The following is a 24,397-nucleotide window of genomic DNA, read 5'->3' as shown; positions in this document are numbered from 1 at the left end:
CATGACTGAGACGGCTCTCGGACTGCCGGCCCTGGGCACCGGACGGCTCTTCGCGTCCGCCGGCCCGGATCTGGCAGCCCATGAGGCGGCCTACGGGCCGCGGAGGACCGGCTGGACCCGCGAGGCGCTGCTCGCGGAGCTCGAGGCATCGGGTCTCGCCGGGCGCGGAGGCGCCGGATTCCCCGCCTGGCGCAAGCTGTCCTCCCTCGGAGCGCGCCGCGCCGTCGTCGTGGCCAACGGCGCCGAGGGCGAGCCGCTGAGCCGCAAGGACGCCGCGCTCCTGACCGGGGCGCCCCACCTCGTCCTCGACGGTCTCCTCACAGCGGCCGAGGCGCTGAACGCGTCGCAGCTCTTCGTCTACGCGCCCGCGGCATCGCTCGCGGGCGTGGCCGCCGCCCTGGCCGAACGCCGCGACGGACGGCGCATCTCGCTCGTCGAATCGCCGGGAACGTTCGTCTCCGGCGAGGCCAGCGCGGTCGTCTCGGCGCTCGAGACGGGGGTTGCCCTGCCGCGGGACAGCGCGACGCGCCTGACCACCGCGGGGTACCGGGGACTGCCGACCCTCGTGCACAACGTCGAGACGCTCGCCCAGCTCGCCCTCGTGGCCCGGTACGGCGCCGACTGGTTCCGCACCGCAGGGACCGACGACGATCCGGGCACCCGTCTCGTCAGCGTCTCGGGGGACGTGCCGACGCCTCGCGTCGCGGAGGTTTCCGGCGGCACACCGCTCCGCGACATCCTCTTCGGCACCGGCGCCGACCCGGCTTCCCTGGGCGCCGTCCTCGTCGGAGGCTTCCACGGCGCCTGGGTGCCGGCGAAGGCCCTGGACCGGCGCGCGAGCGCCGCGGGCCTCGCGGACTACGGCGCGCGGCCCGGCGCCGGGGTGCTCCTCGCCCTCGGCGCGGGGCGCTGCGGCCTGGCGGCGGCCGCACCGATCGCCCGCTACCTTGCCGACGGCTCGGCCCGCCAGTGCGGGCCGTGCACGTTTGGGCTGCCCGCCATGGCGGCCGTCCTCGAACGGATCGCCGGCGGGGAGCGGAGCCCCTGGCTCGCGGCCGAGGCCGAGCGACTGGCGGGCCTTGTCACGGGCAGGGGAGCGTGCCACCACCCCGACGCGACGGCCGGGTTCGTCCGCAGCACGCTGAAGGTGTTCCGGCAGGAGGTGCGTGCCCATCTGAACGGGGACTGCACGGGCACCCGGGGGTGGCGGCCGTGAGCCGGGAACGCCTCGCGCTGCACATCGACTTCACGCGGTGCGACGGGCGCGGCCTGTGCACCGAGCTGCTGCCCGAACTCCTCGTCCGCGACGACTGGGGCTACCCGCTCGGACGCGGCGGCCGGGACGTGCCGGTTCCCTCCGGGCTCGCCGGGGCGGCGCAGGACGCCGTCGCACTGTGCCCGGTGCAGGCCCTGAGGCTGCGGTCGGCCGGACGGGACTGACCCGCGCGTGCCTCAGCTGGCGCTGGCCTCCCCGGACCCGAGGGGAGCGCCCGCGCCGAAGACGGGCTGCGCCGTCGGGCGCTTGGCCAGGATGCCGTCGCCGCTCGACTTGTGCCGGAGCCGGCGGACAACCCACGGGACGAAGTACTCGCGCGCCCACACGAGGTCCTCGCTGCGGGCCGCGCGCCAGCTGCGCGCGGGCATCGGGCGGGGCTCCATCGGTTCGAGGCTGTGCCTCACATTGAGGGCCTCGAGGGCCATGATCGCAATCGTGTGGTGGCCCAGCGGGGAGAAGTGGAGCCGGTCGCTGTCCCACATGCGCGGATCGGAGAGCTTGCGCAGCGCCCACATGTCGGCGATGACGGCATCGTGGCGCGCGGCGATGACCCGCAGGTTCTCGTTGTAGATCGCGACCTTGCCGCGGATCGCCGAGAGCACGGGCGTCGAGCCGATGTCCGGTCCGTTGAACAGGAGCACCGTCGCACCGGAGTCCGCCAGGCGGCCCACGGCGCCGTCGAGCCTGAGCGCGAGGGCGTCCGGGTCGCTGCCGGGCCTGAGGAGGTCGTTGCCGCCGGCGGAGAGCGAGACCAGGTCCGGCCGCAGCTCGAGCGCAGGCTCGAGCTGCTCGTCGAGGATGCGTCCCAGGAGCCGCCCGCGGATCGCCAGGTTGGCGTAGGCGAAGTCGGGGGCGCCGTGGGAGAGCTCCTCCGCGAGCCGGTCGGCCCAGCCGCGGTGGCGTCCGGGATTGTTCTGGTCGGGGTCGCCGATTCCCTCCGTGAAGGAGTCGCCGAGGGCAACGTAGCGGTGCCACGGGTGGTGGTAGCCGTCGGGTCCGTCCTCGACGCCCGGGGAGAGCCGGTCAGAGATCGTACTCACGGGTACATTGTGCGCCGGGCGAGCGCGGAGTCCAAGACGGCCGACATTTAGTTGACAGTTCAACTATGTGCAAGAATGGACCCATGACTGATGCCGTTGCCGATGCCCAGCGTCCCGCGGGCTACCCCGCCGACTACCCCGACCACCAGATCCTGTGGAGCCGGCCCGAGGCCGAGCGTGCCGGCACGCCGCTCATCGTGATGTTCCACGGGTACGGCTCGAACGAGGCCGACCTCATGGGGCTCGCGGGCTACCTTCCCGAGGACTTCACGGTCGCCGCGCTGCGAGCTCCCCAGACGCTCGCGCCGGGCGCCTACCAGTGGTTCCCCCTCATGGCCGCCCGGGACTTCACGATGGACTCCGTCGAGGCCGCAGTCGAGTACGCCCTCGCATGGCTCGACGAGGTCCGCTCCCAGCACTCCTCCGTGACCCTCCTCGGATTCTCGATGGGCATGGCCATGGCCACCTCCCTCCTGCGCCGGCGCCCGGCGGACTTCGCCGCCGTCGTGGGCCTCTCCGGCTTCGCCGTGGACCCCGCCGCCGCTGGGGCAGCGGACTACTCCTACTTCCGCGACGCCGAGCTCACCGGCACGGTGCCCCTGTTCTGGGGCCGCGACCAGGCCGATCCCGTCATCACGGCCGACAAGGTCGAGTACACGATGGGCTGGGTGCGCGGCCACGTCGCGCTGACCAAGATCACCTACCCCGGCATCGGCCACAGCGTCAGCGGGCCCGAGATCGCCCACGTCAAGGAGTTCCTCGAGCAGGCCGTCCTCAAGCCCTGACGTCTCGGGTACGCGAAACCGCGCCCCTGACCGTCTCGGGTACGCGAAATCGCGCCCCTGAGCGTCTCGGGTACGCACGACGCCGCGCGGCCGCCCGAGCGGTCAGCGTCGCGACACGAGCCGCACCCGCGCGCCATTGACCTCGACCACGTCCCCGGCGCCGAGCTGGCGCCCTCGGCGCTCCTCAATCTCCCCGTTGACCTTGACGAGCCCGTTGCGGATCAGCTCTGTGGCCTCGACCCCGTCCTCGACCAGAGAGGCGAGCTTGAGGACCTGCCCGAGGCGGATCGTCCCCTCGCGGATCTCGACCGTGTCGAGGCCGTCGTCGGGGGCGGGCATGCTGCGCGGTTCGCTGGGGGACATGGTGCAACTGTAGGCCGTGCAGCCCCTAGGCTGTCTCCAGTGACCGCGCCCCGACCCTTTCCCCTCCCGCTCGGCCTCGCCGCGGCCGTGGCGGCCGGCGTCGCCATTCCCGCGCAGGGCCGCATCAACGGGGCACTCGGCGCGCGACTCGGCGATGGCATCGCCGCGGCGCTGACCAGCTTCGGCACCGGGCTCGTGGTCCTCGCGGTCCTGGCGGCGGTCCTGCCCGCAGGCCGTGCAGGGGTGCGGGGCATCGGGTCGGCCGTGCGGTCGGGCACGATTCCGTGGTGGTACCTCGGGGCGGGCCTGTGCGGGGCACTCTTCGTCGTCGCGCAGGCTGTCACCGTCGGCGTCCTCGGGATCGCGGTCTTCACCATTGCCGCCGTCACGGGGCAGACCATGAGCGGCCTCCTCGTGGACCGCGTGGGCTTCGCGCAGGGGCGGCAGCGTCCGCTCACGGGCATGCGCGTCTTCGCGACCGTCCTCACCCTCGCCTCGGTGGCCTATGCCGTGGCACCGAAGTTCGGAGCAGCGCAGGACCTTGCCGCGCTGACCGCCCTCGTGGTCCTGCCCTTCGCGGCAGGGTTCGCGCAGAGCTTCCAGTCCGCCATGAACGGGGCCAGCGCGGTGGCCTACAGCAGCCTCCTCGCGGCCACGCTCATGAACTTCGTCTCGGGCATCGTCGGGCTCGCGGTCGCGTGGGCCGTCAAGGTCGCCGTGGCGGGTCCCGGCAGGCCCCTTCCCGCCGACTTCCCGGGGGACTGGTGGTACTACACGGGCGGCCCCCTCGGCATCGTGTTCATCGCCGTCGCCACCGTGCTCGTCCGTCGCCTCGGAGTGCTCCTGACGGGCCTCGGGATGATCGCCGGCCAGCTGCTCGGCTCCCTCGCGCTCGACGCGTTCGCGCCCGCGCCGGGCACCGTCGTCGCGCTCCCCACCGTCGTCGGCACCGTGGCGACCCTCGTCGCGATGGTCCTGGCGACCCTGCCGTGGAACCGGCGCATGATCCGCACGAGGTGACCGGCCGGCGTCGTGCGCCGGTAGGCTTGTCACTGCACGCTCGTCTGTGCGCCTGACTCACTGGTGCACACCGCCGGACCGCACCCAGCGGCCTGAGAAGTACGGAGGAACCCCTTTGGCACCGAAGACCCCACTGGACTCGATCGTCTCCCTGGCCAAGCGCCGCGGATTCGTCTTCCAGGCGGGTGAGATCTACGGAGGCTCCCGCTCGGCCTGGGACTACGGCCCGCTCGGCGTCGAGCTCAAGGAGAACATCAAGGAGCAGTGGTGGCAGACGTTCGTCCGCGGCCGCGAGGACATGGTGGGCCTCGACTCCTCCGTGATCCTGCCCAAGCAGGTGTGGGAGGCGTCGGGCCACGTCGCCACGTTCACCGACCCCCTCGTCGAGTGCCTCCAGTGCCACCACCGCTTCCGCCAGGACCACCTCATCGAGGCGTACGAGGCGAAGAAGGGCCGCGCGCCTGAGGGCGGCATGGACTCCATCGTCTGCCCGAACTGCGGGACCACGGGCAAGTGGACCGAGCCGCAGATGTTCTCGGGCCTGCTCAAGACCTTCCTCGGTCCGGTGGACAACGCCGAGGGCCTGCACTACATGCGTCCCGAGACGGCGCAGGGCATCTTCGTGAACTTCAACAACGTGGTCACCACGAGCCGGAAGAAGCCGCCCTTCGGCATCGGCCAGATCGGCAAGGCGTTCCGCAACGAGATCACCCCCGGCAACTTCATCTTCCGCACCCGCGAGTTCGAGCAGATGGAGATCGAGTACTTCACGGCGCCCGGCGAGGCCGACGAGTGGTTCAAGCACTGGGTCGAGGAGTGCTGGAACTGGTTCGTGGACCTGGGCATCAGCCCGGAGAACATGCGCCGCTTCGACGTCCCGGAGGACGAGCGCGCCCACTACTCCGCGGGCACGATCGACATCGAGTACCGCTTCGGCTTCCAGGGCAACGAGTGGGGCGAGCTCATGGGCATCGCCAACCGCACCGACTACGACCTGGGCAGCCACTCGAAGGCCTCGGGCCACGAGCTCGCCTACTTCAACCAGGCGACGAACGAGCGCTACATCCCCTACGTGATCGAGCCCTCGTTCGGCCTCACGCGCTCCATGATGGCGTTCCTCGTGGACGCGTACACCGAGGACGAGGCCCCCAACACCAAGGGCGGCGTCGACAAGCGCACCGTGCTGCGTCTCGACCCGCGCCTCGCGCCGGTCAAGGCCGCGGTGCTGCCGCTGAGCCGCAACGAGGACCTCTCGCCCAAGGCCCGCGACCTCGCCGCCCAGCTGCGCAAGCACTGGAACATCGAGTTCGACGACGCCGGCGCCATCGGCCGCCGCTACCGCCGCCAGGACGAGATCGGCACGCCGTTCTGCATCACGGTGGACTTCGACACCCTCGAGGACCAGGCCGTGACCATCCGCGAGCGCGACACGATGGGCCAGGACCGCGTCTCCCTCGACAAGGTGGCCGGGTACCTCTTCGAGCGCCTCGAGAAGAACTGAGCCCGTGGCCCAGCTGACGTACCGCGCCTGGCGCGACGGAGACGACCACGTCCTCCTGCAGCTCTGGGGCGACGCCGAGGGCGCCGCCGCGGAGCAGTTCCGCGGCGCCTTCGGTCCAGATTCCGACGTCGTCCAGCAGGGTGCCGCCGCCGGTGAGGGGGGCGCGCACGACGGCGCCGGCTCGGCACCGGGGGCGTGGCGGCGCTGCGTCGTGGCAGAGGACCAGGGAATCCCGGTTGCCGCGGGCGTCGTGTACGCCTCCGCGCTGCATCCCCAGCGGCACTGGGCGTACGTCGAGGTGGCGCGGGACCACCGCCGGCAGGGCGTCGGCACAGAGCTGCTGCGCCAGCTGCGCGAGGCGGCGGAAGCCTCGCCGTCGGGCGTCGCGGCCCTGCGCTCACGGGTGACGGTCGGCACGCCGGGGGCGGACTTCGCCGCAGCGCGCGGGTTCAGCACTCTGCAGCGGTCGCGCCACGTGGTGGTGCGGCCTGGCTCGCTCAAGCTGCCGGTCTTCGGTGACGGCGAGGACTCCGGCGATTCCCCGCTCGTCGAGGACCTCGCGACCGGCTCGGTCGAGCTCTCGGACGCCGTGGCGCGCTACTACACCGAGATCAACGGCTGGGACCCGCCTGCGCCGATCAGCGTCGGGCGCGCCCAGCAGCTCTTCCTCTCGGAGGCGGCCGGCGCCCACGGCGCCGTCGTGCTGCGCGCTCCGGCGGAGAGCGCTTTCGGCTCCGCCGTCGCCCCGTCGAAGCGGAAGGGGCGCCTGCGCGCGTTCGCCGTCAGCTATGCCGCGCCGGGAGGCGCCGCGGCGGACGACCCGAGCGAGGTGCTCCTCGGCCATGAGGTCCGGCTCGACGCGGAGGACGCCCGGGACGCCGTCCGCGGTCTTCTGGCGCTCATCGCGTACCAGCACCCCGTGAGCCTCGAGCTGGACGATTCGATGGTGGCGCTCCGCGCGACCGTCGAGCCGCTGCTCGCTGCCGGCGCCGCTGAACAGGTCGGCGCGGACACGCTGACCGTCGGGGACTGAGCGTGGGCGCGGGACACGGGGCCGGGCACGGTTCCGCCGGGCACGGTTCCGCCGGGCACGGTTCCGCCGGACACGGGCACAGCCATGGAGGCCCGCCCGCCGGCCCGGCCGCGGTGGCGGCCCGCCGGCGCGCCACGTGGATCCTGGCGGCGGTCCTCGTCCCCCTCGGCCTCCTCACCCTCGTCGGGATGGTCTCGCTCTGGCCCTCGGGTGACCGTTCGGGGCTCCAGCTCTCCAACCCCTACTCCGTCGCGCAGGGCGTCACGATGGACACGGGCACGGTCAGGACGGTGACGTCCGAGGCCTGCCCGGGCGCGTCGTCGTCCCCTGCCTCCTCCGGGACGTCAGCGAGCACGTGCAGCTTCGCGTCGACCCAGCCTGACGCCGGCGGGGCCGAGGTGCGCGTGGCACTCAACCCGGACATCGTGAAGTCGCACGGGGTCAAGCCCGGGGACCGGATCCGGTACCTCAACCTCTCGCGCATCCAGCCCCAGACCCAGGGCAGCTCGGGCCAGGGTGGCGCGGCCCAGCAGGCGAGCGGCGCTCCGGCCTACGTCTTCACGGACTTCGTCCGGACGGTCCCGATCCTGCTCCTCGCGGCGCTGTACGCCGTCGTGGTCGTGGCCGTCGCCCGCTGGCGGGGCCTGCGCGCCCTGCTCGGTCTCGGGGGCGCGTACGCAGTGCTGGTCGCCTTCGTCCTCCCCGGGCTCGTCGAGGGGAAGCCTCCGCTCCTGCTGGCCCTCGTGGGGTCGACGGTCATCATGATGGGCGTCCTGTACTTCGCGCACGGGCTTTCGGCACGCACCTCGACGGCGCTGCTGGGGACGATCTTCGGCCTCGGCGTGACTGCCCTGCTCGCGGCCTGGTCGACCGACGCCGCCTACCTCACCGGTGTGGGGAGCCACGACGCGGCGAGCCTGGTCAACGTCGGCGGGAACATCTCGATCTCGGGGATCATCCTCTGTGGGCTCATCATCTCGGGACTCGGAGCGCTCAACGACGTCACGATCACCCAGTCCTCGGCGGTGTGGGAGCTCTACGAGCTCGCTCCGCACACCCCAGCCCGCAAGCTGTTCACCTCGGCCCTGAGGATCGGGCGGGACCACATCGCCTCGACCGTGTACACGATCGCGTTCGCCTACGCCGGGGCCGCCCTGCCCCTGCTCATCATCGTCTCGCTCTACGACCGGCCCTTCCTCGAGGCCATCACGAGCTCGGAGCTCGCCGAGGAAGTCGTGCGCACCCTCGTCGGCTCCGTGGGCCTCGTGCTCGCGATCCCGATGACCACCGCCGTCGCGGTCGCCGTCGTCAAGGCCACAGGCGCCTCCCGGTTCGAGGGCCGGCCGTCCGAGGCGGCCCGGCTCGCGGGCGAGGAGACGGATCGCCTCGCCGCCGGCCGCTCACCGCGCACGACGGCGGGCACGCGCCGCGGCGAGGCGGGCTCGGCTTCCAGTCCGGACGACGGCGGCGCTCCCGCAGTCGCCACCGGCATTGCCACAGCCGCCGGCACCTCCGGAGTCGGGGCAGGCGCCCGGGCCGATGCTGATGGGGCCGATGCTGATGGAGTCGCGCAGGACGGCGGCGCAGGGGAGTACCCGACCCGGAGGTCTCGCCGCGGCCGCTGACGCAGGCCCTCACATCTTGTCGCGGTCCGGCCGCAGGCCGTGCGAAGCGTCGAAGGCGTCCCAGATGTCCCTCTCGGCCTCGGTGGGCGCCCCGCCCCCGTCCTTGGCAGCGACCCACCATGCACCTCGGGGGCGCCCGAGCGGGAAGTCCCCGGCCGCGACGTCGACCGCCTCCTGGAGGGCCCGCTGCAGCCGTCGGGCCGACTGTTCGGGCGGCTCGCCCTCGCCGAAGGCGACCGGTGGACCGAAGTGCACGCGGACGGGTGCCATCCAGGCGTCGCGGACCGAGCCGCGGTGCGTCCGGTTCCGCGGGCCGTGGCCGCGCGTCGTGATGCGGTGTCCGCCCCATACCCCGACGGGGATGAGGGGAACGCCCGTGGCGAGGGCCATGCGGACCGCACCGGTGTGGCAGCGGCGCACCGTGAAGCTCCTGCTCACGCCCGCCTCGGGGAAGAGGGCGATGCTCCAGCCGGCGTCGAGGGCGCGCATCGCCGCGGACAGGCTCGCGTGGTCGGCCCCGCCCAGCACGGCCACGCCGCCGCAGGCGGTGATCGCAGCGCCGAGCAGCCGGCTCCGGTACGGCCGTGGCCCGACCAGGAAGCGCAGCCGGTCGTGCCTGTCCGCCCACCAGGCGAGGGCAACCGGCACGAAGTCGCCGTAGCCGAAGTGGGTGACGGCGAGGACCACCTGCCCTTGGGGCACCTCAGAGAGCCCCGTGGGGATGATCCGGAGTCGGAGGGCACGGACAAGCCAGCCGGCCACACGCCGGGCGGTGTCGTAGAGCCAGAGGTTCCCGCGCCGGGCGGCGCGTACTCCAAGACCTGCGCCAACGCCTGCGGAGCTGCTCATGGGGCAAGCGTAGGCCGCCCCCGCTGGTGCGGGCCGCGGGCGCCGTGGTCCTGCACGGGCGCCTGCGAGGGTGGCCTTCACAGGTTGCCGATTGGTCCTCCACAGCCAGACGTTCGGAGGAAGCCTGGGCTGTGTTCCTCGGTGTTCCTTGGCGTTGTCCACATAGGGGCCCGAGGTGCTGCCCGCCGGCGGATCGCTGCATAGCGTCAATGGCGAGGCGCCGGCACGGCGCCCAGCAGAGCGAAGGGGAACCGGCATGGGCAAGGCACAGCGGAACCGGGCAGAGCGGGCAGACGCCATGAGGACGTCGGCCTCGGAGACGGTCCAATCCGTCGCGGGCGAGGACCTCTCGGGGCCGGACCGGTTCATCCCCGGATTCACTGGCCGGCAGGCCGACCTGCTCAGGGGACACTGTGCCGAGGCGGTCCGGGCGCGGGGCCTGCGGGCGCGTGACTTCGGGAGCCATCTGGCCGTCACCGGAGGTCCCTTCCGCGGATCCGGAGCCCAGCTGGGGCTGACCTCCATCGCGCGTGCCGCAGCGCGCGTGCCCGAGGAGGTGTGGGGCGAAGTGGCGAGCAGCATCGTGGGACAGCTCGTCGGGGGCGCCCTCGAGGCGGCGCAGGCCGGAGGCGGCCGGCCCGGAAGTGGACTCGGCTACGCCGGGAAGGCCCTGCGGGAGCGGCTGTTCCCGAGGTTCTCGGCCCCTGGACGGATCCCTGACGAGGTACTGGGGGAGGACTACACGTACGCGCGCAAGATCGCCGGGCTCCCGCTCCTCCTCGCCTTCCGCAGGGAGGAGACGTCCCTCCTGCTCGCCGACGTCCATCTGGCCAAGGCCGGCGGCCTCGAGGCAGCGTGGGAAGCTGCCGAGGCGAATCTCTTCTCCGCGGGCTTCGATGAGGTCCAGGCCTACGCCAAGGACGGCGTCACGGTTCTCCACCTCGAGGGCGACCATCCGCGCATGGCCTCCTGGCTCGCCTATCCCGACCGGCTCATGGTCGAGCTGGGCCTTGAGCCGGGCAGGCTCGGCGTCTTCTTCGGGGTTCCGGCACTGCGGATGATCACCCTCCACCTCGTGGACGAGGAAACGACGGTCGAGGGACTCGAAGGGATGCTCGGCCTCAACGCGATCCTCGGGAAGGAGGAGATCGCGCCCCTGAGCGGCCACCTGTACTGGTGGCGTCCCGGCGAACAGGTCCAGGCGGCGACCTCGAACGAGGACGGTGCCCTGGCACTGACGCTTCCCGCGAGCGTGATGAGGGCTGTCGCTGGACCCGACGGCGACTACTGGGAGGTCGCATGATGGCGGCCTCAGGGCGGCGCGCCGCTGGAATTTGCCCCGCTTTGACACAATAGACGGGTGACTGCAGTGCCAACCGCCCTTCCCTCCGCCCCTGCGGGCCCAGACCAGGCCCGTCGGGGGTCCGGCCAGGACGCCGAGCCGGTGCGCCTCGAGCTGCCGCCCCTGAGTCTCGGCAGGCTGACGATCGACACCCCGGTCGTGCTCGCGCCGATGGCCGGTATCACCAATACCGCCTTCCGGCGGCTGTGCCGCGAGTACGGCGGCGGCCTGTACGTGTCCGAGATGGTCACCTCGCGTGCCCTCGTCGAGAGGCACCCGGAGTCGCTGCGCATCATCAAGCACGACGGCGACGAGCAGGTGCGCTCGGTGCAGCTGTACGGGGTGGATCCGGTCACGGTGGGGCAGGCGGTCCGGATGCTCGTGGACGAGGACCGGGCAGACCACATCGACCTCAACTTCGGCTGTCCGGTGCCCAAGGTCACCAAGCGCGGCGGCGGGTCCGCGCTGCCCTGGAAGACGGACCTCTTCACCCAGATCGTCCAGACCGCCGTGCGCGAGGCGAATCGGGGAGGGGTCCCCCTCACCATCAAGATGCGCAAGGGCATCGACGACGACCACCTGACCTACATCGAGGCCGGGAAGATTGCCCGGGACGCCGGCGTTGCCGCCGTGGCCCTCCACGGCCGGACGGCGGCCCAGTTCTACTCCGGGACAGCGGACTGGAGCGCCATTGCGCGCCTGCGCGAGGCGCTTCCGGACATCCCGGTCCTTGGCAACGGGGACATCTGGAGCGCCGAGGACGCCGTCCGAATGGTCCACGAGACGGGAGTGGACGGCGTCGTCGTCGGGCGCGGGTGCCAGGGCAGGCCGTGGCTCTTCGGTGACCTCCAGGCCGCCTTCGAAGGACGTGCCGAGCGTATCCGGCCGGGGCTGGCAGACGTGGGGGAGGCCTTCTACCGGCACGCGCAGCTCCTCGTCGAGTACTTCGAGGACGAGGGCAAGGCGCTGCGGGACATCCGCAAGCATGTCGCGTGGTACTTCAAGGGCTACGCGGTCGGAGGAGAGCTGCGGGCCCGGCTCGCCCAGGTCAACACTCTGGACGAGCTGCGTGGACTGCTCGACAGCCTTGACCCCGAGACCCCCTACCCGGGCCCTGACGCCGAGGGCCCGCGGGGCCGCGCTGGGTCGCCCAAGCGCCCGGCGCTGCCCCACAGATGGCTCGAGAGCCGCACCATGGACGACACGCAGACCCGTGAGATCGCCGCGGCAGAACTGGACGTGTCCGGTGGCTGAGACAGTAGCTGAGGACACGCGCGGCTATTCGGTCCAGGACTCCACCCGCTGGGTCGTCGAGCCCCCGAAGAAGGGCTACCGGAGCGACTTCGAGCGGGACCGCGCGCGGGTCCTCCACTCCTCTGCGCTCCGCCGGCTCGGTGCCAAGACGCAGGTCGTCGCCCCGGACACCGACGACTTCGTCCGCACCCGGCTCACGCACTCCCTCGAGGTTGCGCAGGTGGGCCGCGAACTGGGACGGGTCCTGGGATGCGACCCGGACGTGGTCGACGCCGCGTGCCTGAGCCACGACCTCGGGCACCCGCCCTTCGGCCACAACGGCGAGAGCGCCCTCAACGACATCGCCCACGCCATCGGCGGCTTCGAGGGCAACGCGCAGACACTCCGGCTCCTGACGCGGCTGGAGCCCAAGGTCCTCGATGCCGAAGGCCGGCCCGCAGGGCTCAATCTCACGCGGGCCAGCCTCGACGCCGCCTGCAAGTACCCGTGGACGGCGGTGGACGCGCCGATCATCCACGGGCATCGGACGAGCAAGTTCGGCGCCTACGAGGACGACCTCAGGATCTTCGCCTGGGTCCGCGAGGGTGCCCCGTCCGGCAGGTCATGCATCGAGGCCCAGGTCATGGACCTCTCCGATGACATCGCCTACTCGGTGCACGATGTCGAGGACGCCATCGTCGCCGGCAAGTTCCAGCTGCGGTGGATGGAGAACCCCGACCACCGGGCGCGTGTCATCGGCTACACCCAGCAGTGGTACCTCCCGCACAGCGACCCCGCCGAGATCGACGCCGCCCTCGCCAGGCTCGAGTCCACACCGGTGTGGGTGCGTGAGGCCGACGGGTCCCGCCGTTCGATGGCGGCGCTCAAGAACATGACGAGCCAGCTCATCGGGCGCTTCTGCGACAGCGCCCTGTCGCTCACGCGCGCAGCCTACGGCGAGGCTCCGCTCACGAGGTACGCGGGCGAGGTCATGGTGCCCCAGGAGACGGTCCAGGAGATCGCGGTGATGAAGGGCCTCGCGACGACGTTCGTGATGACCACGGACCACCGCCAGCCCATCTACGAGCGCCAGCGCGAGGTCCTCCACGCCCTCGTCACCGCGCTGAGCGCCTCGGGCGACCGGCATCTGGAGCCGATGTTCGCGGCCGACTGGAGGGCGGCGGACGACGACGCCGCACGGCTCCGCGTCATCGTGGACCAGGTGGCCTCGCTCACCGATGGGTCGGCCCTCGCCTGGTACGAGCGGCTGGTGGGCAGCCTTCCGAGCCTCTGGTGACTAAGGTGGTCCAGTGGCAGGCCTGATCAAACCCGAGGACATCGCGGAAGTCCGCTCGCGCACGGACATCAGGGAGGTCGCCGAGGGATACGTGACCCTCAGGAGCGCAGGGATCGGGTCGTGGAAGGGCCTGTGCCCGTTCCACGACGAGCGGACGCCGTCCTTCCATGTGCGTCCCCAGGTCGGCACGTACCACTGCTTCGGCTGCGGCGAGAGCGGCGACGTCATCAGCTTCGTCATGAAGATGGACCACACCGCGTTCGCGGAGACCGTCGAGAAGCTCGCCGCAAGGATCGGCTACGAGCTCCACTACGAGGACGGTGCCGGGCCGCGGCGGGAAGAGGTCGGCCGGCGGCAGCGGCTGCTCGACGCGCACAAGGTCGCCGCCGAGTACTTCCAGGCCCAGCTCCTGACCCCGGGTGCGGCCGCGGCGCGGCAGTTCCTCTTCGAGCGCGGCTTCGAGCGGGACGTCGCGGAGCAGTTCGGGGTCGGCTTCGCCCCCCAGGGATGGGACAGCCTGCTCAAGCACCTGCGCACGAAGGGCTTCCGCGACGAGGAGCTCAAGCTCACTGGAATGTTCTCCGAGGGCTCGCGGGGCCTGTACGACCGCTTCCGGGGGCGCCTCATCTGGCCGATCCGGGACATCGCCGGAGACGTGATCGGCTTCGGAGCGCGGAGGCTGTTCGAGGACGACCAGGGCCCGAAGTACCTCAACACCCCGGAGACGGCGCTCTACAAGAAGTCCCAGGTGCTGTACGGGATCGACATGGCCAAGCGGAACATCGCCAGGAAGCGCCAGTTTGTCGTCGTAGAGGGCTACACCGACGTCATGGCGTGCCACCTTGCGGGCGTGGACACCGCCGTCGCGTCCTGCGGAACGGCCTTCGGGACCGAGCACATCAAGATCGCGCGCCGGCTCCTGACCGATGACGGCACCGGAGGGGAGGTCATCTTCACCTTCGACGGTGACGAGGCCGGCCAGAAGGCTGCTCTGAAGGCCTTCGACGAGGACCAGCGCTTCGTCGCCCAGACCTATGTGGCCGTCGAACCGCACGGCATGGACCCGTGCGACCTCCGCCAGCACCGGGGGGACGCCGCCGTCCAGCAGCTCATCGAGAGCCGCCGTCCGCTCTTCGAGTTCGCCATCCAGGCTTCGCTCCGCCGCCACAATCTCGAGACCGTCGAGGGCCGTGTCGCCGCTCTGCGCGAGGCGGCGCCGGTCGTTGCCCGCATCCGCGACCACGCCATCCGGCCCGCCTATGCCCGGGAGCTGGCCAAGTGGATCGGGGTGCCGCTCGACGACGTGACGCGCGCGGTGGCCTCCGCGGCACGCCGGCCATCGTCCGAACCGCACGGGGGCCCCGGTCCCGAGGCGGGCCGCCGCCCGGCACAGGGGGCGCCTCCCGGCGAGGCGACGCCGTCGCCCGCGGCGTGGCGGCCGGATCCCCGCGACCCCGTGGCCGTCATGGAACGCCAGGCGCTCGAGGTTGTCCTCCAGCAGCCGGCCATGCTCGACGCGGCCGCGTGGGACGAGTTCGCGGCGGCCCGGTTCGTGGCACCGGCCCACGCCGCCCTGCATTCCGCCATCGCCGCCGCCGGCAGACAGGGGGAGCAGGAGGCGGTCTCGGCGTGGATAGAACGGGTCCGCCACGAGCTGCCCGAGGGGCTGCGCCCACTCCTGGCCGAGCTCGCCGTGACGCCCCTGCCGGCGACCACCGAGGAGTCGCTCGAGCGCTACTGCCGGGACATCCTCGCCGGGCTCGCCGAGCTGCAGATCACCGCGCAGAAGGCCGAGCTGATGGGACGCCTCCAGAGGCTCGACGCCGCCGCCTCACCTGAGGAGTTCCAGCAGCTCAACAGGAGGCTCATGGAACTCGAGCTGCGCCGCCGCGCGCTCCGTTCCCGGGACTGAGGCGCCGATTTCGCCTCAGCGGCACAGCCCTGCTAGGGTAGATCCCGCTGCAATCCCCCGTAGCTCAATTGGCAGAGCATTCGACTGTTAATCGAAGGGTTACTGGTTCGAGTCCAGTCGGGGGAGCAATTGCAGCCATTCCCCCGTAGCTCAATTGGCAGAGCATTCGACTGTTAATCGAAGGGTTACTGGTTCGAGTCCAGTCGGGGGAGCTTGCCTCCCGGTCGCGCACCGGAAGGCCGGAGGCCCCGCCACGGCGGGGCCTTCGGCATTTATGATGAAGCTATGTCCGCGCCGTCGCGACCCCTTCCGCCCGGATGGACCCGCTACGACGGACCGCTGCTGACCATCTGGCGGTCCAGGTACGAGGCGGTCCACGGGGAGGCGGCGGCCAACTCCTTCGCCGACGGAATGCTCGTGCGGGACCACCGCCGGCCCATCGCCCAGTGGATCAACTACGGCCTCCGTTCCGCGGTGCTCGTGGCACCGGCGTCTCCGGCTGCTTGGCCCGTGCAGCGGTTCGCGATCTACTACGCGCCGCCCCGTGAGGGCTTCCAGACCGTCGAGACCGCCCGCCACGAGTGGATGCCCCGCGGGCCGCGTGGCTCGACGACCGACGCCGACGCCTTCACGGGCGCGGTGGAGGCCGCCGAGCAGTTCCTCCAGGTCGAGGCGACGTTCGGTGCGCTCGGCTGACGAGTCCTCGGACCGCGGCATCCGGCGCCGGGCAGGGTGAAACGCCCGGCCGTGGCGAATGGGCCCTTCGCCCCCGCCTCTGGGGGCCCAGATGATAGTTTGGTCGAGGATTGCGCCTCACGCGTTCCGGACCGACAGGAAGGGGCCCGACGATGAGTGGACGCCACAGTATGCCCGTGGACCGGCGGCCGCGGCTCGCCGCACTGCCGGATCTCGTCGGGCTCGCGGCCCGCCTTGCGCCGCGGCAGCTCAGCGACGAGATCGCGCTCGCCCGGATCGAGCTGAAGAAGAAGGGCGTCAACGCCGGCATCGGCGCCGCGCTGTTCGTCGTGGCCCTCGTCTTCCTCGGCCTGCTGGTCATCGCGCTCGTCGTCGCGGCGATCCTCGGGCTCGCCACCATCATGCCCGGATGGCTTGCAGCTCTGCTCGTCGGCGCTGCGTTCCTTGTCATCCTCGCGATCGCGGCGCTTATCGGCTTCGGGAACGTCAAGAAGGCCATGCCGCTGATGCCCGAGGACGCGATCCGCGGGCTGCGCTACGACGTCGGGATTGTGACGGAGGGGCGCACCTTCGACCCGCGGCTCCTCGACCCGACGACGATCCAGTACAAGAGGGCCCAGGCCACGAAGGAGGCCGAGAAGGCTCGCGCCAAGGCCGAGAAGGACGCCCAGGATCGGGCCCACGGCAAGGTGCACCTCCCGCCGCCCACGGAAACCGAGCTGCGAGACCGCCTCGACAAGCGCCGCGCGCACCTCCTGGATGTCAGGGAGGACCTCGTCAAGGAGTTCGACGTCAAGCGCCAGGCCGGGCACCTCGCCGAGGACGTCAGGGCCCGCTTCGCCTCAGGCCCCTCCGGGCGGACGACGGCGAGCGGCCTCTCCGCGAAGCCGAAGGCCTTCGGGTCGAAGGGGTCCGATGCCGCAGAGCTGATCAGGGAGCGCTGGGCACCGCTCACCGTGTTCGCCGTCTCGACCACCGCCTTCGTCGTGTTCCTGCGCAAGCTGGTGAAGAGCTGACCGGCCCAGGTCCTGTGGCGCACTCGGCATGATGAGGATCTTCGGGGCGGGTGCCAGGCCCGGCCAGGAGCAGATCGACCACGACCGGGTCGTGACCGTCCCCAACGTGCTCACGGTGGTCCGCTTCCTGGGCGTTCCGCTGTTCATGTGGCTTGTCCTGGCCCAGAAGGAGTACGGCTGGGCGGTCGTCGTGCTCGCCGTCATGGGCAGCACCGACTGGGTCGATGGCTATGTCGCCCGACGATTCGACCAGACCTCCAAGCTGGGCCGCGTGCTGGACCCCGCTGCCGACCGCCTCGCGCTGATCGCGGTGGCGGTGACGCTGGTGCTCGCCGGCGTCGTCCTGTGGTGGTACCTGGCCGCGCTGCTCGTCCCGGACCTTGTGCTGGGCATCTCGTCGCTGTTCTACTTCCGCAGCCACCCCGACCTCCCCGTCTCCCGGGTGGGCAAGGTCCGTACCGCCCTGCTGCTCGCGGGTACACCGCTGCTGGTCCTGTCCAAGCTCGCCATTCCCGGCGCAGCGGCGTATGCCGTGATCGCGTGGGTCCTCCTGGCGCTCGGGCTGGTGGGGCACTGGATCGCGGCGGTGAACTACTTCCGCGCCATCGTCCGGAAGGGGCGCCCCGTCCGCACGGGACGTCTTGAGGACCGCGACGGCGAGGCGGGCCACTGATGGTGTGGCTCGCCGTCTTCCTCGCCGTCCTGGGCGCGTTCTTCCTCGCATTCGGTGCCCAACGCCAGGGCAGTGCCGTGAAGGCCGACATGGGCGGCCTCGCACTCAGCTCCCGCAGTGCCCTCAGGCTGGTCCGCAACCCGCGATGGATCTTCGGCCTGCTGCTCCTGGCGACGGGAATGGTGTGCAACATGATCGCCCTCGTCTCCGCGCCGCTCACCGTCGTCCAGCCGATCGGGGCGATCGCCCTCGTGATCACCACGGTCGTGAACTCCAAGGACCAGGGCATCACGCTCAACCGGCCCACCGTCGTCGCGATTTCGTCCTGCGTGACCGGGTCCGCGCTCTTCGTGCTCCTCGCAGTCAACGCCACGGTCGAGAACCACAATGTGGAACCGGATGAGGAACTGGCGATCGTGCTCCTCCTCGCCCTCGCCGTCGGCATCTTCGGCACCCTCGCGGCCATGTTCCGGCACCGCATGAGCGCGTTCGTGTACATCATCGGCGCGGGAGTCCTCTTCGGCTTCGTCGCGGTGCTCACCCGGATCATCGGCCGCGACCTCCTGGACCCGAACGGGCAGTTCCTGCTGAACGTCCAGTGGTACTCCGTCCTCGCCATCGTCGCCGCGGGCGGCCTCGGGTCGTGGTTCGTCCAGAGCGCGTACTCGTCGGGTCCGCCCGATCTCGTGATTGCGGGGCTGACGGTGGTGGACCCCATCGTCGGCATCGCGATCGGCATCACGATCCTCGGTGAGCTGCGACCCGATGTCCCCGCCGTGCTGGCCGTGGCCATGGCTGCCGCCGCCGTCGTTGCTATCGTGGGGGTCATTGCCCTGTCCCGGCACCACCCGGAGGTCGCGAAGCGGAGGAAGGACGCCGCGCGCGAGCTCCGTGGGGGCGGCGGGCCGGAGGCGCGATCCCACACCGGCGGCTGATGTCCAGCGTGCCGCCGGGCACGCGGACCGGAACCGCCGGACCGCCCGACCAGGAGACCATCGTGACGATGCCTGACCCCGAGACGGAACCGACACAGAACCCCCGAAGCAACGGCACCAGGCCCCTGACGATCCTCATCGGCGCAGACACCTATCCGCCGCACGTCAACGGGGCCGCCCAGTTCGGCTACCGGCTCGCGAAGGGCATGACGGCGCGCGGCCACAACGTGCACGTGGTGGCGGTCCGCGCGGAGAAGGGCAGGAGCTTCACCGAGACCCGCCCCGAGGCAGTGGTGCACAGGCTCCGCTCCCACTCAGTGCCCACGCACGAGTATTTCCGGATCGTCTTCCCCTGGGAGGTCAAGAAGGAGATCTCCCTCCTGTTCGACCACGTGCAGCCCGATGTCGTCCACATCCAGAGCCACTACATGATCGGCGAACACGTCCTCTACGAGGCGGTCAAGCGCGGGATCCGTGTCATTGCGACGAACCACTTCATGCCCGAGAACCTGAACCCGTTCCTGCCCTTCCCCCAGTGGTTCCTGAACATCGTGGGGCGCATCTCCTGGAAGGACATGGGCAAGGTCATGGGGCAGGCGGATGTCGTCACGACACCGACTCCGCTGGCCGCTAAGGCCATGCGCGACCATGCATTCCTGCGCGAGGTGATGCCCCTCTCAAACGGGATCGACGTCTCCGCCTACGAGCCCAGACCGGGCGAGACCGTGGAGAAGAACCCCTACCCCACGGTCCTCTTCGCCGGCCGGCTCGCCGAGGAGAAGCACGTCGACGTGCTGATCCAGGCCATCGCGAAGACCCCCGCCGAACTGGACGTCCACCTCGAGATCGTCGGCGGGGGAGAGGTGCGCCCGGCTCTCGAGCAGCTTGTGGATCGACTCGGCGTCCGCTCCCGCGTCAGGTTCCTGGGCCTCGCGCCCGACGACGAGCTTCGGCTCGCCTACCTCAGGGCAGACGTCTTCTGCATGCCCGGGACGGCCGAGCTCCAGTCGCTCGTGACGCTGGAGGCGATGAGCGCGTCGACGCCGGTGGTCCTCGCGGATGCCATGGCGCTCCCGCACCTGGTCGAGGACGGCGTGAATGGCTACCTCTTCCGCCCGAACGACAGTGACGATCTGGCGGAGAAGCTCACCGCCGTGCTTGCCCAGCCTGCCGAGGACCTTCGCCGGATGGGAGCGGAGAGCCACCGGATGGTCCAGAAGCACGGCATCAAGGCCACCATGGACACATTCGAAGCGCTCTACCGCGGGGCCGACACGGCGGAGGACCTCGGCTGAACCGAGTCTCCATCCCGCCCGCGCTGCTCCGCAGAGGTGCCCGCCGGGGCACTAGGATGGAGAAGTCCCTGACGGGACGGGGGGCGTTAGCTCAGCCGGTTAGAGCAGGGGACTCATAATCCCTTGGTCGTGGGTTCAAGTCCCACACGCCCTACCTCGAGGGGCTCGGAACCCAGCGTTCCGAGCCCCTTCTGCGTCTTCCGGGTTGTCAGCGAGGGGGAATCGAGGATAAGTTACTGATCAGTAACTACTCGTGGTAGCCCCCTGGAGGATCTCGTGGCGCACACCGGCCCTGCTTCCCTGCCCTATGCGGACGGCGACTTCTACTCGTTCGAGGCCCTCCTGTCGCAGAAGGAGCGCGACCGGCTGCACGAGGTGCGGGAGTGGCTCGGCCGAGAGATCCGTCCCATCGCCGTCGACTGCTGGAACCGAGCCGAGTTTCCCCACGACATCGTCCCGAAGATCGCCGAGCTCGATGTCGTGAGCCCGATCCGCCGACAGGGCCACTCCCAGCTCCTCGCAGGCCTCACGCATGCGGAGTTCACGCGCGCAGATGCCTCCATCGCCACCTTCATGGGAGTCCACGACGGCCTCTTCACCGGCACGCTCGAGCTCCTCGCGTCCGCCGAGCAGCAGGCGGAATGGCTGCCCGACGCATACTCGCTCGAGAAGATCGGCGCCTTCGGGCTCACCGAGCCGCTCGGCGGCTCGGACGTCGCCCGCGGCATCCGCACCACGGCGCGGCGCGAGGGCGATGTCTGGGTCCTCAACGGCGCGAAGCGGTGGATCGGAAACGCAACCTTCGCCGACTGGGTCGTGCTGTTCGCCCGCGACGAGGCGGACCATGAGGTCAAGGGCTTCCTCGTCGACACGACCCTGCCGGGATTCAGCGCCACCCGGATCGAGAACAAGATCGCCCTCCGCACCGTCCAGAACGCAGATATCGCACTCGAGGACGTCCGCGTCCCCGCCGACTTCCGGCTCGCACATGCCAACAGCTTCAGGGACGTCAACAAGGTCCTCAAGGTCACGCGGCTCGCCGTGGCCTGGCAGGCAGTCGGCCTCCAGATGGCGGCCTTCGACGTGGCCCGCCGCTACACGCTCGCCCGCGAGCAGTTCGGTCGCCCCCTCGCCTCCTTCCAGCTGGTGCAGGACCAGCTGGTCACGATCCTCGGCAACACCGTGGCCTCACTAGGCATGATGGTTCGCCTCGCCCAGCTTGAGGAGGCCGGCCAGGCCCGGGACGAGCAGTCGGCTCTGGCGAAGGCGTTCACGACTTCACGCATGCGCGAGTCGGTGGCCCTGGGGCGCGGGCTCCTCGGCGGGAACGGCATCGTCACCGACTATGAGATGGCCAAGGTCTTCGCCGACGCCGAGGCGATCTACTCCTACGAGGGCACGCACGAGGTGAACACGCTGGTCGCGGGACGGGCCATCACCGGCCACTCCGCCATCGTGTGAGGCCTGGCGGAGCCTTCCGCCAGCAGGGGCCAATCCCGCGATCATGTCGCGCCCGGGACGGCACCAACGCGCTCACGGCGGACCGGCCCACGGCAGGAGGACCGAAGGCCTGCGGTCCTCGACGAACTGAAGCGGGTCGACGTACTCGTCTCCGCGCCTGACGCCCCAGTGGACGCATGCCGCGGGGGCGCAATGGCCCGCTTCTGCCGGCCCCAGAGTGCCGAGGGGCGCCTCCTTCTCCACCTCAGCGCCTACCGCCAAGGGGCTGTCTACCGGCTCGAAGCTGCTCCTGAGGCCGTCGCCGTGGTCTATGGTCACTACCGGCCGGTCCACGACCCAGCCGACGAACACGACGGTCCCCGGGGCCGGAGCACGTACCGCCGCGCCAGCGGTGGCCGCCAGGTCCGCGCCGCGGTGGCCGCTCAGCCAGGGGCGCTCCGGAGGGTCGAAGGGATGCACGACGGCGGGTCGCGGCTCGAGCGGCCACGACCACGACGCTTGTGGAACCGGCGCCTCGACCGGGCGCGGCGCCGCGGGGGCGTCGCCGAGGAGTGCTGCGGCGAGCAGCAGCAGCGGCGTGATGCGGCGGATCGGATTCATGCCCCCAGCCTTTCCTCCCCCAGGCCTCCCCGCCGGCGCGGCGTAGGCCATGTGGACGACGCGCCGGTGCCGCGTCCTGTGGAGGGCGAATGACCCCCTCGGCGCATCGTTCCACGGGGGAGCGGGCCGCGGAGAATGGCGGCGCGGGCCGGGGAGCGGCGCGCGGGAGGGCGCGACCCCTGTAGTACACTGGGAACCGCGGCTTTTCGCGCCTCCTTTGCTGTGCCACGATCCCCATCACGGGGTGAGTATCCCAGCGGTGACGCGAGGGCCGACTCCGCGCATCCAGCGCGCTTCCCCATGTTTCAAGTGCCCTTCGGCCAGAGGATGGGGATGCGCACTGCACGTCTGACGGTCCGTCTCGGCGGCTCGGGCGGGCAGGGGGTGCCAGGGGCGCGCGGCCAATTCAGGCTGAACGTCGTCAACAACCGTCAACTATGGCAGGGGCAAGGGCCGCCGCGAGGCGCCCTCGAAAAGAAGACCTGCCGGAAGGAGCGTCGGCATGCCCGTCGTTACCATGCGCCAGCTGCTCGACAGCGGCGTCCACTTCGGTCACCAGACCCGCCGTTGGAACCCGAAGATGAAGCGCTTCATCTTCACCGAGCGCAACGGCATCTACATCATCGACCTCCAGCAGTCGCTGTCCTACATCGACCGCGCCTACGAGTTCGTCAAGGCCACGGTTGCCCACGGCGGCACCGTGCTCTTCGTCGGCACCAAGAAGCAGGCCCAGGAGGCCATCGCCGAGCAGGCCACGCGCGTCGGCCAGCCGTTCGTCAACCAGCGCTGGCTGGGCGGCATGCTCACCAACTTCTCCACGGTCGCCAAGCGCATCCAGCGCCTCAAGGAGCTCGAGGAGATCGACTTCGAGGACGTGGCCGGATCGGGTCGCACCAAGAAGGAACTCCTCATCCTCGAGCGTGAGAAGGACAAGCTCGAGAAGACCCTTGGCGGCATCCGCAACCTCACCCGCACCCCGTCGGTGCTGTGGATCGTGGACACCAAGAAGGAGCACCTCGCGGTCGACGAGGCCAAGAAGCTCGGCATCCCGGTCGTGGCGATCCTCGACACGAACTGCGATCCCGACGAGGTCGACTTCCCGATCCCGGGCAACGACGACGCCATCCGCTCCGTGAACCTGCTCACCCGTGTCGTCGCCGACGCCGTCGCTGAGGGCCTCATCGCCCGCACGAACCGCGCCGCCGGCAATGAGGGCGCCCAGGCCGAGCCGCTCGCCGAGTGGGAGCGCGAGCTCCTCGAGGGCCAGAAGGCCGAGGCCGCTGCCGCCGAGGCCCCCGCTGCCGCCGAGGCCCCCGCTGAGGCCGCTGCCGCCGAGGCTCCCGCTGAGGCCGAGGCCGCTGCTGAGGCTCCTGCCGAGGCTGCCGGCGAGTCCGCCGAGTAACTCGATCCACGAATTCTCCGTGACCCCCGGGACACGGAGGCCGCCGCGAGGATGGCGCCCCCTGCGTCAGGGGGTGCCATCCTCGCGGCCGGAAGAGAACTGCAGAACAACTGACGTAAGGGGTTCACATGGCGAACTACACTGCTGCTGACATCAAGGCCCTGCGCGAGCGCACCGGTGCCGGCATGATGGACGTCAAGAAGGCTCTCGACGAGGCCAACGGCGATTCCGAGAAGGCCATCGAGATCATCCGCATCAAGGGCCTCAAGGGCGCCACCAAGCGCGAGGGCCGCTCCACCGCCGAGGGCCTCGTTGCCGCCAAGGTCGAGAACGGCGTCGGCGTCATGGTCGAGGTCAACTGCGAGACCGACTTCGTGGCCAAGTCCGCCAAGTTCATCGAACTCGCCGACAAGGTCCTGGCCACGGCCGTCGCCTCGGGTGCCGCCGACCTCGATGCGCTCCTGGCTGCCGACGTCGAGGGCAAGCCGCTGAGCGAGTTCGTCGTCGAGGAGGGCGCCGTCCTCGGTGAGAAGGTCGCCGTCCGCCGCATCGCCCGCATCGAGGGCAAGACGGTCGACGCCTACCTCCACAAGACGTCCAAGGACCTCCCGGCCCAGGTCGGCGTCCTGTTCGCCGTCGACGGCGAGGGCGAGGCCGCCCAGACGGCCGCGCACGACGTCGCCGTGCACGTGGCCGCGATGGCCCCGAACTACCTCCGCCGTGAGGACGTCCCGGCCGACCTCGTCGAGTCGGAGCGCCGCATCGCCGAGGAGACCGCCAAGGCCGAGGGCAAGCCGGAGGCCGCCATGACGAAGATCGTCGAAGGCCGCGTGACCGGCTTCTACAAGGGCGAGGTCCTCCTCGACCAGGCGTTCGCCAAGGACGCCAAGAAGTCCGTCGGCCAGGTGCTCTCCGAGGCGGGTGTCGAGGCGACCGCCGTCGCCCGCTTCCGCGTCGGCGCCTAGCACTCCCGTAGAGGGGCGGCCACTTCGGTGGCCGCCCCTTTGCTGTGCCGACCATGGCGTGTCACGCTCACGCCCAGC

23 protein-coding genes and 3 tRNA genes are annotated in these 24,397 nt (G+C 70.9%); 22 read left to right on the top strand and 4 right to left on the bottom strand.

The window, feature by feature from the left end; all coding sequences use genetic code 11:
* Position 1 precedes the first annotated feature (1 nt).
* Positions 2-1,216 carry an NADH-ubiquinone oxidoreductase-F iron-sulfur binding region domain-containing protein gene (locus tag ACQ5BE_RS05525; protein WP_430295959.1) on the top strand — a complete coding sequence of 405 codons (1,215 nt, stop codon included), beginning with the start codon at positions 2-4 and terminating at the stop codon, positions 1,214-1,216.
* Positions 1,213-1,440 (top strand): ferredoxin, encoded by a 228-nt coding sequence (locus ACQ5BE_RS05520; RefSeq protein WP_344299710.1) that lies wholly within the window; start codon positions 1,213-1,215, stop codon positions 1,438-1,440. Before ACQ5BE_RS05525 ends, ACQ5BE_RS05520 begins: the two co-directional genes overlap by 4 nt.
* Positions 1,441-1,452: 12 nt before the next feature.
* Here the strand turns inward: ACQ5BE_RS05520 and ACQ5BE_RS05515 are convergent, their stop codons facing one another.
* The gene (locus ACQ5BE_RS05515; protein WP_430295957.1) at positions 1,453-2,316 is read right to left on the bottom strand and encodes an SGNH/GDSL hydrolase family protein; all 864 of its coding nucleotides are present in this window, start codon (positions 2,314-2,316) and stop codon (positions 1,453-1,455) included.
* An 83-nt stretch (positions 2,317-2,399) separates the two neighbouring features.
* Between ACQ5BE_RS05515 and ACQ5BE_RS05510 the strand changes: the two genes are divergently transcribed.
* A complete protein-coding gene (locus ACQ5BE_RS05510; protein WP_430295956.1) occupies positions 2,400-3,101 on the top strand; it encodes an alpha/beta hydrolase in 702 nt (233 codons plus the stop codon).
* A gap of 102 nt (positions 3,102-3,203) precedes the next feature.
* Here ACQ5BE_RS05510 and ACQ5BE_RS05505 read toward each other — a convergent pair whose 3' ends face one another.
* The gene (locus ACQ5BE_RS05505; protein WP_430295955.1) at positions 3,204-3,464 is read right to left on the bottom strand and encodes an RNA-binding S4 domain-containing protein; all 261 of its coding nucleotides are present in this window, start codon (positions 3,462-3,464) and stop codon (positions 3,204-3,206) included.
* 39 nt (positions 3,465-3,503) lie between these two features.
* Here ACQ5BE_RS05505 and ACQ5BE_RS05500 point away from each other — a divergent pair, with 39 nt between their 5' ends.
* The 4 genes from ACQ5BE_RS05500 to ACQ5BE_RS05485 all read left to right on the top strand — a co-directional run bounded on the left by ACQ5BE_RS05500 (position 3,504) and on the right by ACQ5BE_RS05485 (position 8,643).
* Positions 3,504-4,484 (top strand): DMT family transporter, encoded by a 981-nt coding sequence (locus tag ACQ5BE_RS05500; RefSeq protein ID WP_430295954.1) that lies wholly within the window; start codon positions 3,504-3,506, stop codon positions 4,482-4,484.
* 115 nt (positions 4,485-4,599) lie between these two features.
* Positions 4,600-5,985, top strand: coding sequence for a glycine--tRNA ligase (locus ACQ5BE_RS05495; RefSeq protein WP_413250498.1), 1,386 nt, complete (start codon positions 4,600-4,602; stop codon positions 5,983-5,985).
* A 4-nt stretch (positions 5,986-5,989) separates the two neighbouring features.
* Complete coding sequence (locus ACQ5BE_RS05490) at positions 5,990-7,018, top strand: GNAT family N-acetyltransferase (RefSeq protein ID WP_430295953.1); 1,029 nt, start codon at positions 5,990-5,992, stop codon at positions 7,016-7,018.
* A 113-nt stretch (positions 7,019-7,131) separates the two neighbouring features.
* A complete protein-coding gene (locus ACQ5BE_RS05485) occupies positions 7,132-8,643 on the top strand; it encodes a YibE/F family protein (RefSeq protein ID WP_430296282.1) in 1,512 nt (503 codons plus the stop codon).
* A gap of 9 nt (positions 8,644-8,652) precedes the next feature.
* Here ACQ5BE_RS05485 and ACQ5BE_RS05480 read toward each other — a convergent pair whose 3' ends face one another.
* A complete protein-coding gene (locus ACQ5BE_RS05480; RefSeq protein WP_430295951.1) occupies positions 8,653-9,492 on the bottom strand; it encodes a lysophospholipid acyltransferase family protein in 840 nt (279 codons plus the stop codon).
* A gap of 256 nt (positions 9,493-9,748) precedes the next feature.
* On the opposite strand from ACQ5BE_RS05480, the gene ACQ5BE_RS05475 reads away from it, so the two are divergent.
* From ACQ5BE_RS05475 to ACQ5BE_RS05415, 13 genes are all read left to right on the top strand, one after another.
* Positions 9,749-10,795 carry a hypothetical protein gene (locus ACQ5BE_RS05475; protein WP_430295950.1) on the top strand — a complete coding sequence of 349 codons (1,047 nt, stop codon included), beginning with the start codon at positions 9,749-9,751 and terminating at the stop codon, positions 10,793-10,795.
* A gap of 141 nt (positions 10,796-10,936) precedes the next feature.
* The gene (dusB, locus tag ACQ5BE_RS05470; RefSeq protein ID WP_430296280.1) at positions 10,937-12,088 is read left to right on the top strand and encodes a tRNA dihydrouridine synthase DusB; all 1,152 of its coding nucleotides are present in this window, start codon (positions 10,937-10,939) and stop codon (positions 12,086-12,088) included.
* A complete protein-coding gene (locus tag ACQ5BE_RS05465) occupies positions 12,081-13,364 on the top strand; it encodes a deoxyguanosinetriphosphate triphosphohydrolase (RefSeq protein ID WP_208712140.1) in 1,284 nt (427 codons plus the stop codon). Before dusB ends, ACQ5BE_RS05465 begins: the two co-directional genes overlap by 8 nt.
* 13 nt (positions 13,365-13,377) lie before the next feature.
* Entirely contained in the window at positions 13,378-15,276 is a 1,899-nt protein-coding gene (gene dnaG / locus ACQ5BE_RS05460) for a DNA primase (protein WP_430295948.1), read from the top strand.
* Positions 15,277-15,329: 53 nt separating this feature from the next.
* Positions 15,330-15,402, top strand: a tRNA-Asn gene (locus tag ACQ5BE_RS05455).
* Between the two features lie 13 nt (positions 15,403-15,415).
* Positions 15,416-15,488: transfer RNA gene (locus ACQ5BE_RS05450), tRNA-Asn, on the top strand.
* A 73-nt stretch (positions 15,489-15,561) separates the two neighbouring features.
* Entirely contained in the window at positions 15,562-15,972 is a 411-nt protein-coding gene (locus ACQ5BE_RS05445; protein ID WP_344299724.1) for a hypothetical protein, read from the top strand.
* Between the two features lie 170 nt (positions 15,973-16,142).
* Positions 16,143-16,988 (top strand): phage holin family protein, encoded by an 846-nt coding sequence (locus ACQ5BE_RS05440; RefSeq protein WP_430296279.1) that lies wholly within the window; start codon positions 16,143-16,145, stop codon positions 16,986-16,988.
* Positions 16,989-17,019: 31 nt separating this feature from the next.
* Positions 17,020-17,661 carry a CDP-alcohol phosphatidyltransferase family protein gene (locus ACQ5BE_RS05435; RefSeq protein ID WP_430295947.1) on the top strand — a complete coding sequence of 214 codons (642 nt, stop codon included), beginning with the start codon at positions 17,020-17,022 and terminating at the stop codon, positions 17,659-17,661.
* A complete protein-coding gene (locus ACQ5BE_RS05430) occupies positions 17,661-18,596 on the top strand; it encodes a DMT family transporter (protein WP_430295946.1) in 936 nt (311 codons plus the stop codon). The genes ACQ5BE_RS05435 and ACQ5BE_RS05430 overlap by 1 nt, the downstream gene beginning before the upstream one ends.
* Positions 18,597-18,664: 68 nt before the next feature.
* A complete protein-coding gene (locus ACQ5BE_RS05425; RefSeq protein WP_430296277.1) occupies positions 18,665-19,891 on the top strand; it encodes a glycosyltransferase in 1,227 nt (408 codons plus the stop codon).
* A gap of 80 nt (positions 19,892-19,971) precedes the next feature.
* Positions 19,972-20,045, top strand: a tRNA-Ile gene (locus ACQ5BE_RS05420).
* Between the two features lie 122 nt (positions 20,046-20,167).
* Positions 20,168-21,352, top strand: coding sequence for an acyl-CoA dehydrogenase family protein (locus tag ACQ5BE_RS05415; RefSeq protein WP_430295945.1), 1,185 nt, complete (start codon positions 20,168-20,170; stop codon positions 21,350-21,352).
* A gap of 72 nt (positions 21,353-21,424) precedes the next feature.
* On the opposite strand, the gene ACQ5BE_RS05410 is transcribed toward ACQ5BE_RS05415, so the two are convergent.
* Positions 21,425-21,952, bottom strand: a complete 528-nt coding sequence (locus tag ACQ5BE_RS05410; protein ID WP_430295944.1) for a peptidoglycan DD-metalloendopeptidase family protein — start codon at positions 21,950-21,952, stop codon at positions 21,425-21,427.
* Positions 21,953-22,454: 502 nt separating this feature from the next.
* Here ACQ5BE_RS05410 and rpsB point away from each other — a divergent pair.
* Entirely contained in the window at positions 22,455-23,354 is a 900-nt protein-coding gene (rpsB, locus tag ACQ5BE_RS05405) for a 30S ribosomal protein S2 (RefSeq protein ID WP_430295943.1), read from the top strand.
* Positions 23,355-23,482: 128 nt separating this feature from the next.
* Complete coding sequence (gene tsf / locus ACQ5BE_RS05400) at positions 23,483-24,319, top strand: translation elongation factor Ts (RefSeq protein WP_208712148.1); 837 nt, start codon at positions 23,483-23,485, stop codon at positions 24,317-24,319.
* The last annotated feature ends 78 nt before the right edge of the window (positions 24,320-24,397 follow it).

Source organism: Sinomonas sp. B1-1 (assembly GCF_050474465.1).
GTDB lineage: Bacteria > Actinomycetota > Actinomycetes > Actinomycetales > Micrococcaceae > Sinomonas > Sinomonas flava.
This window is presented reverse-complemented; position numbering and strand designations above follow the sequence as displayed.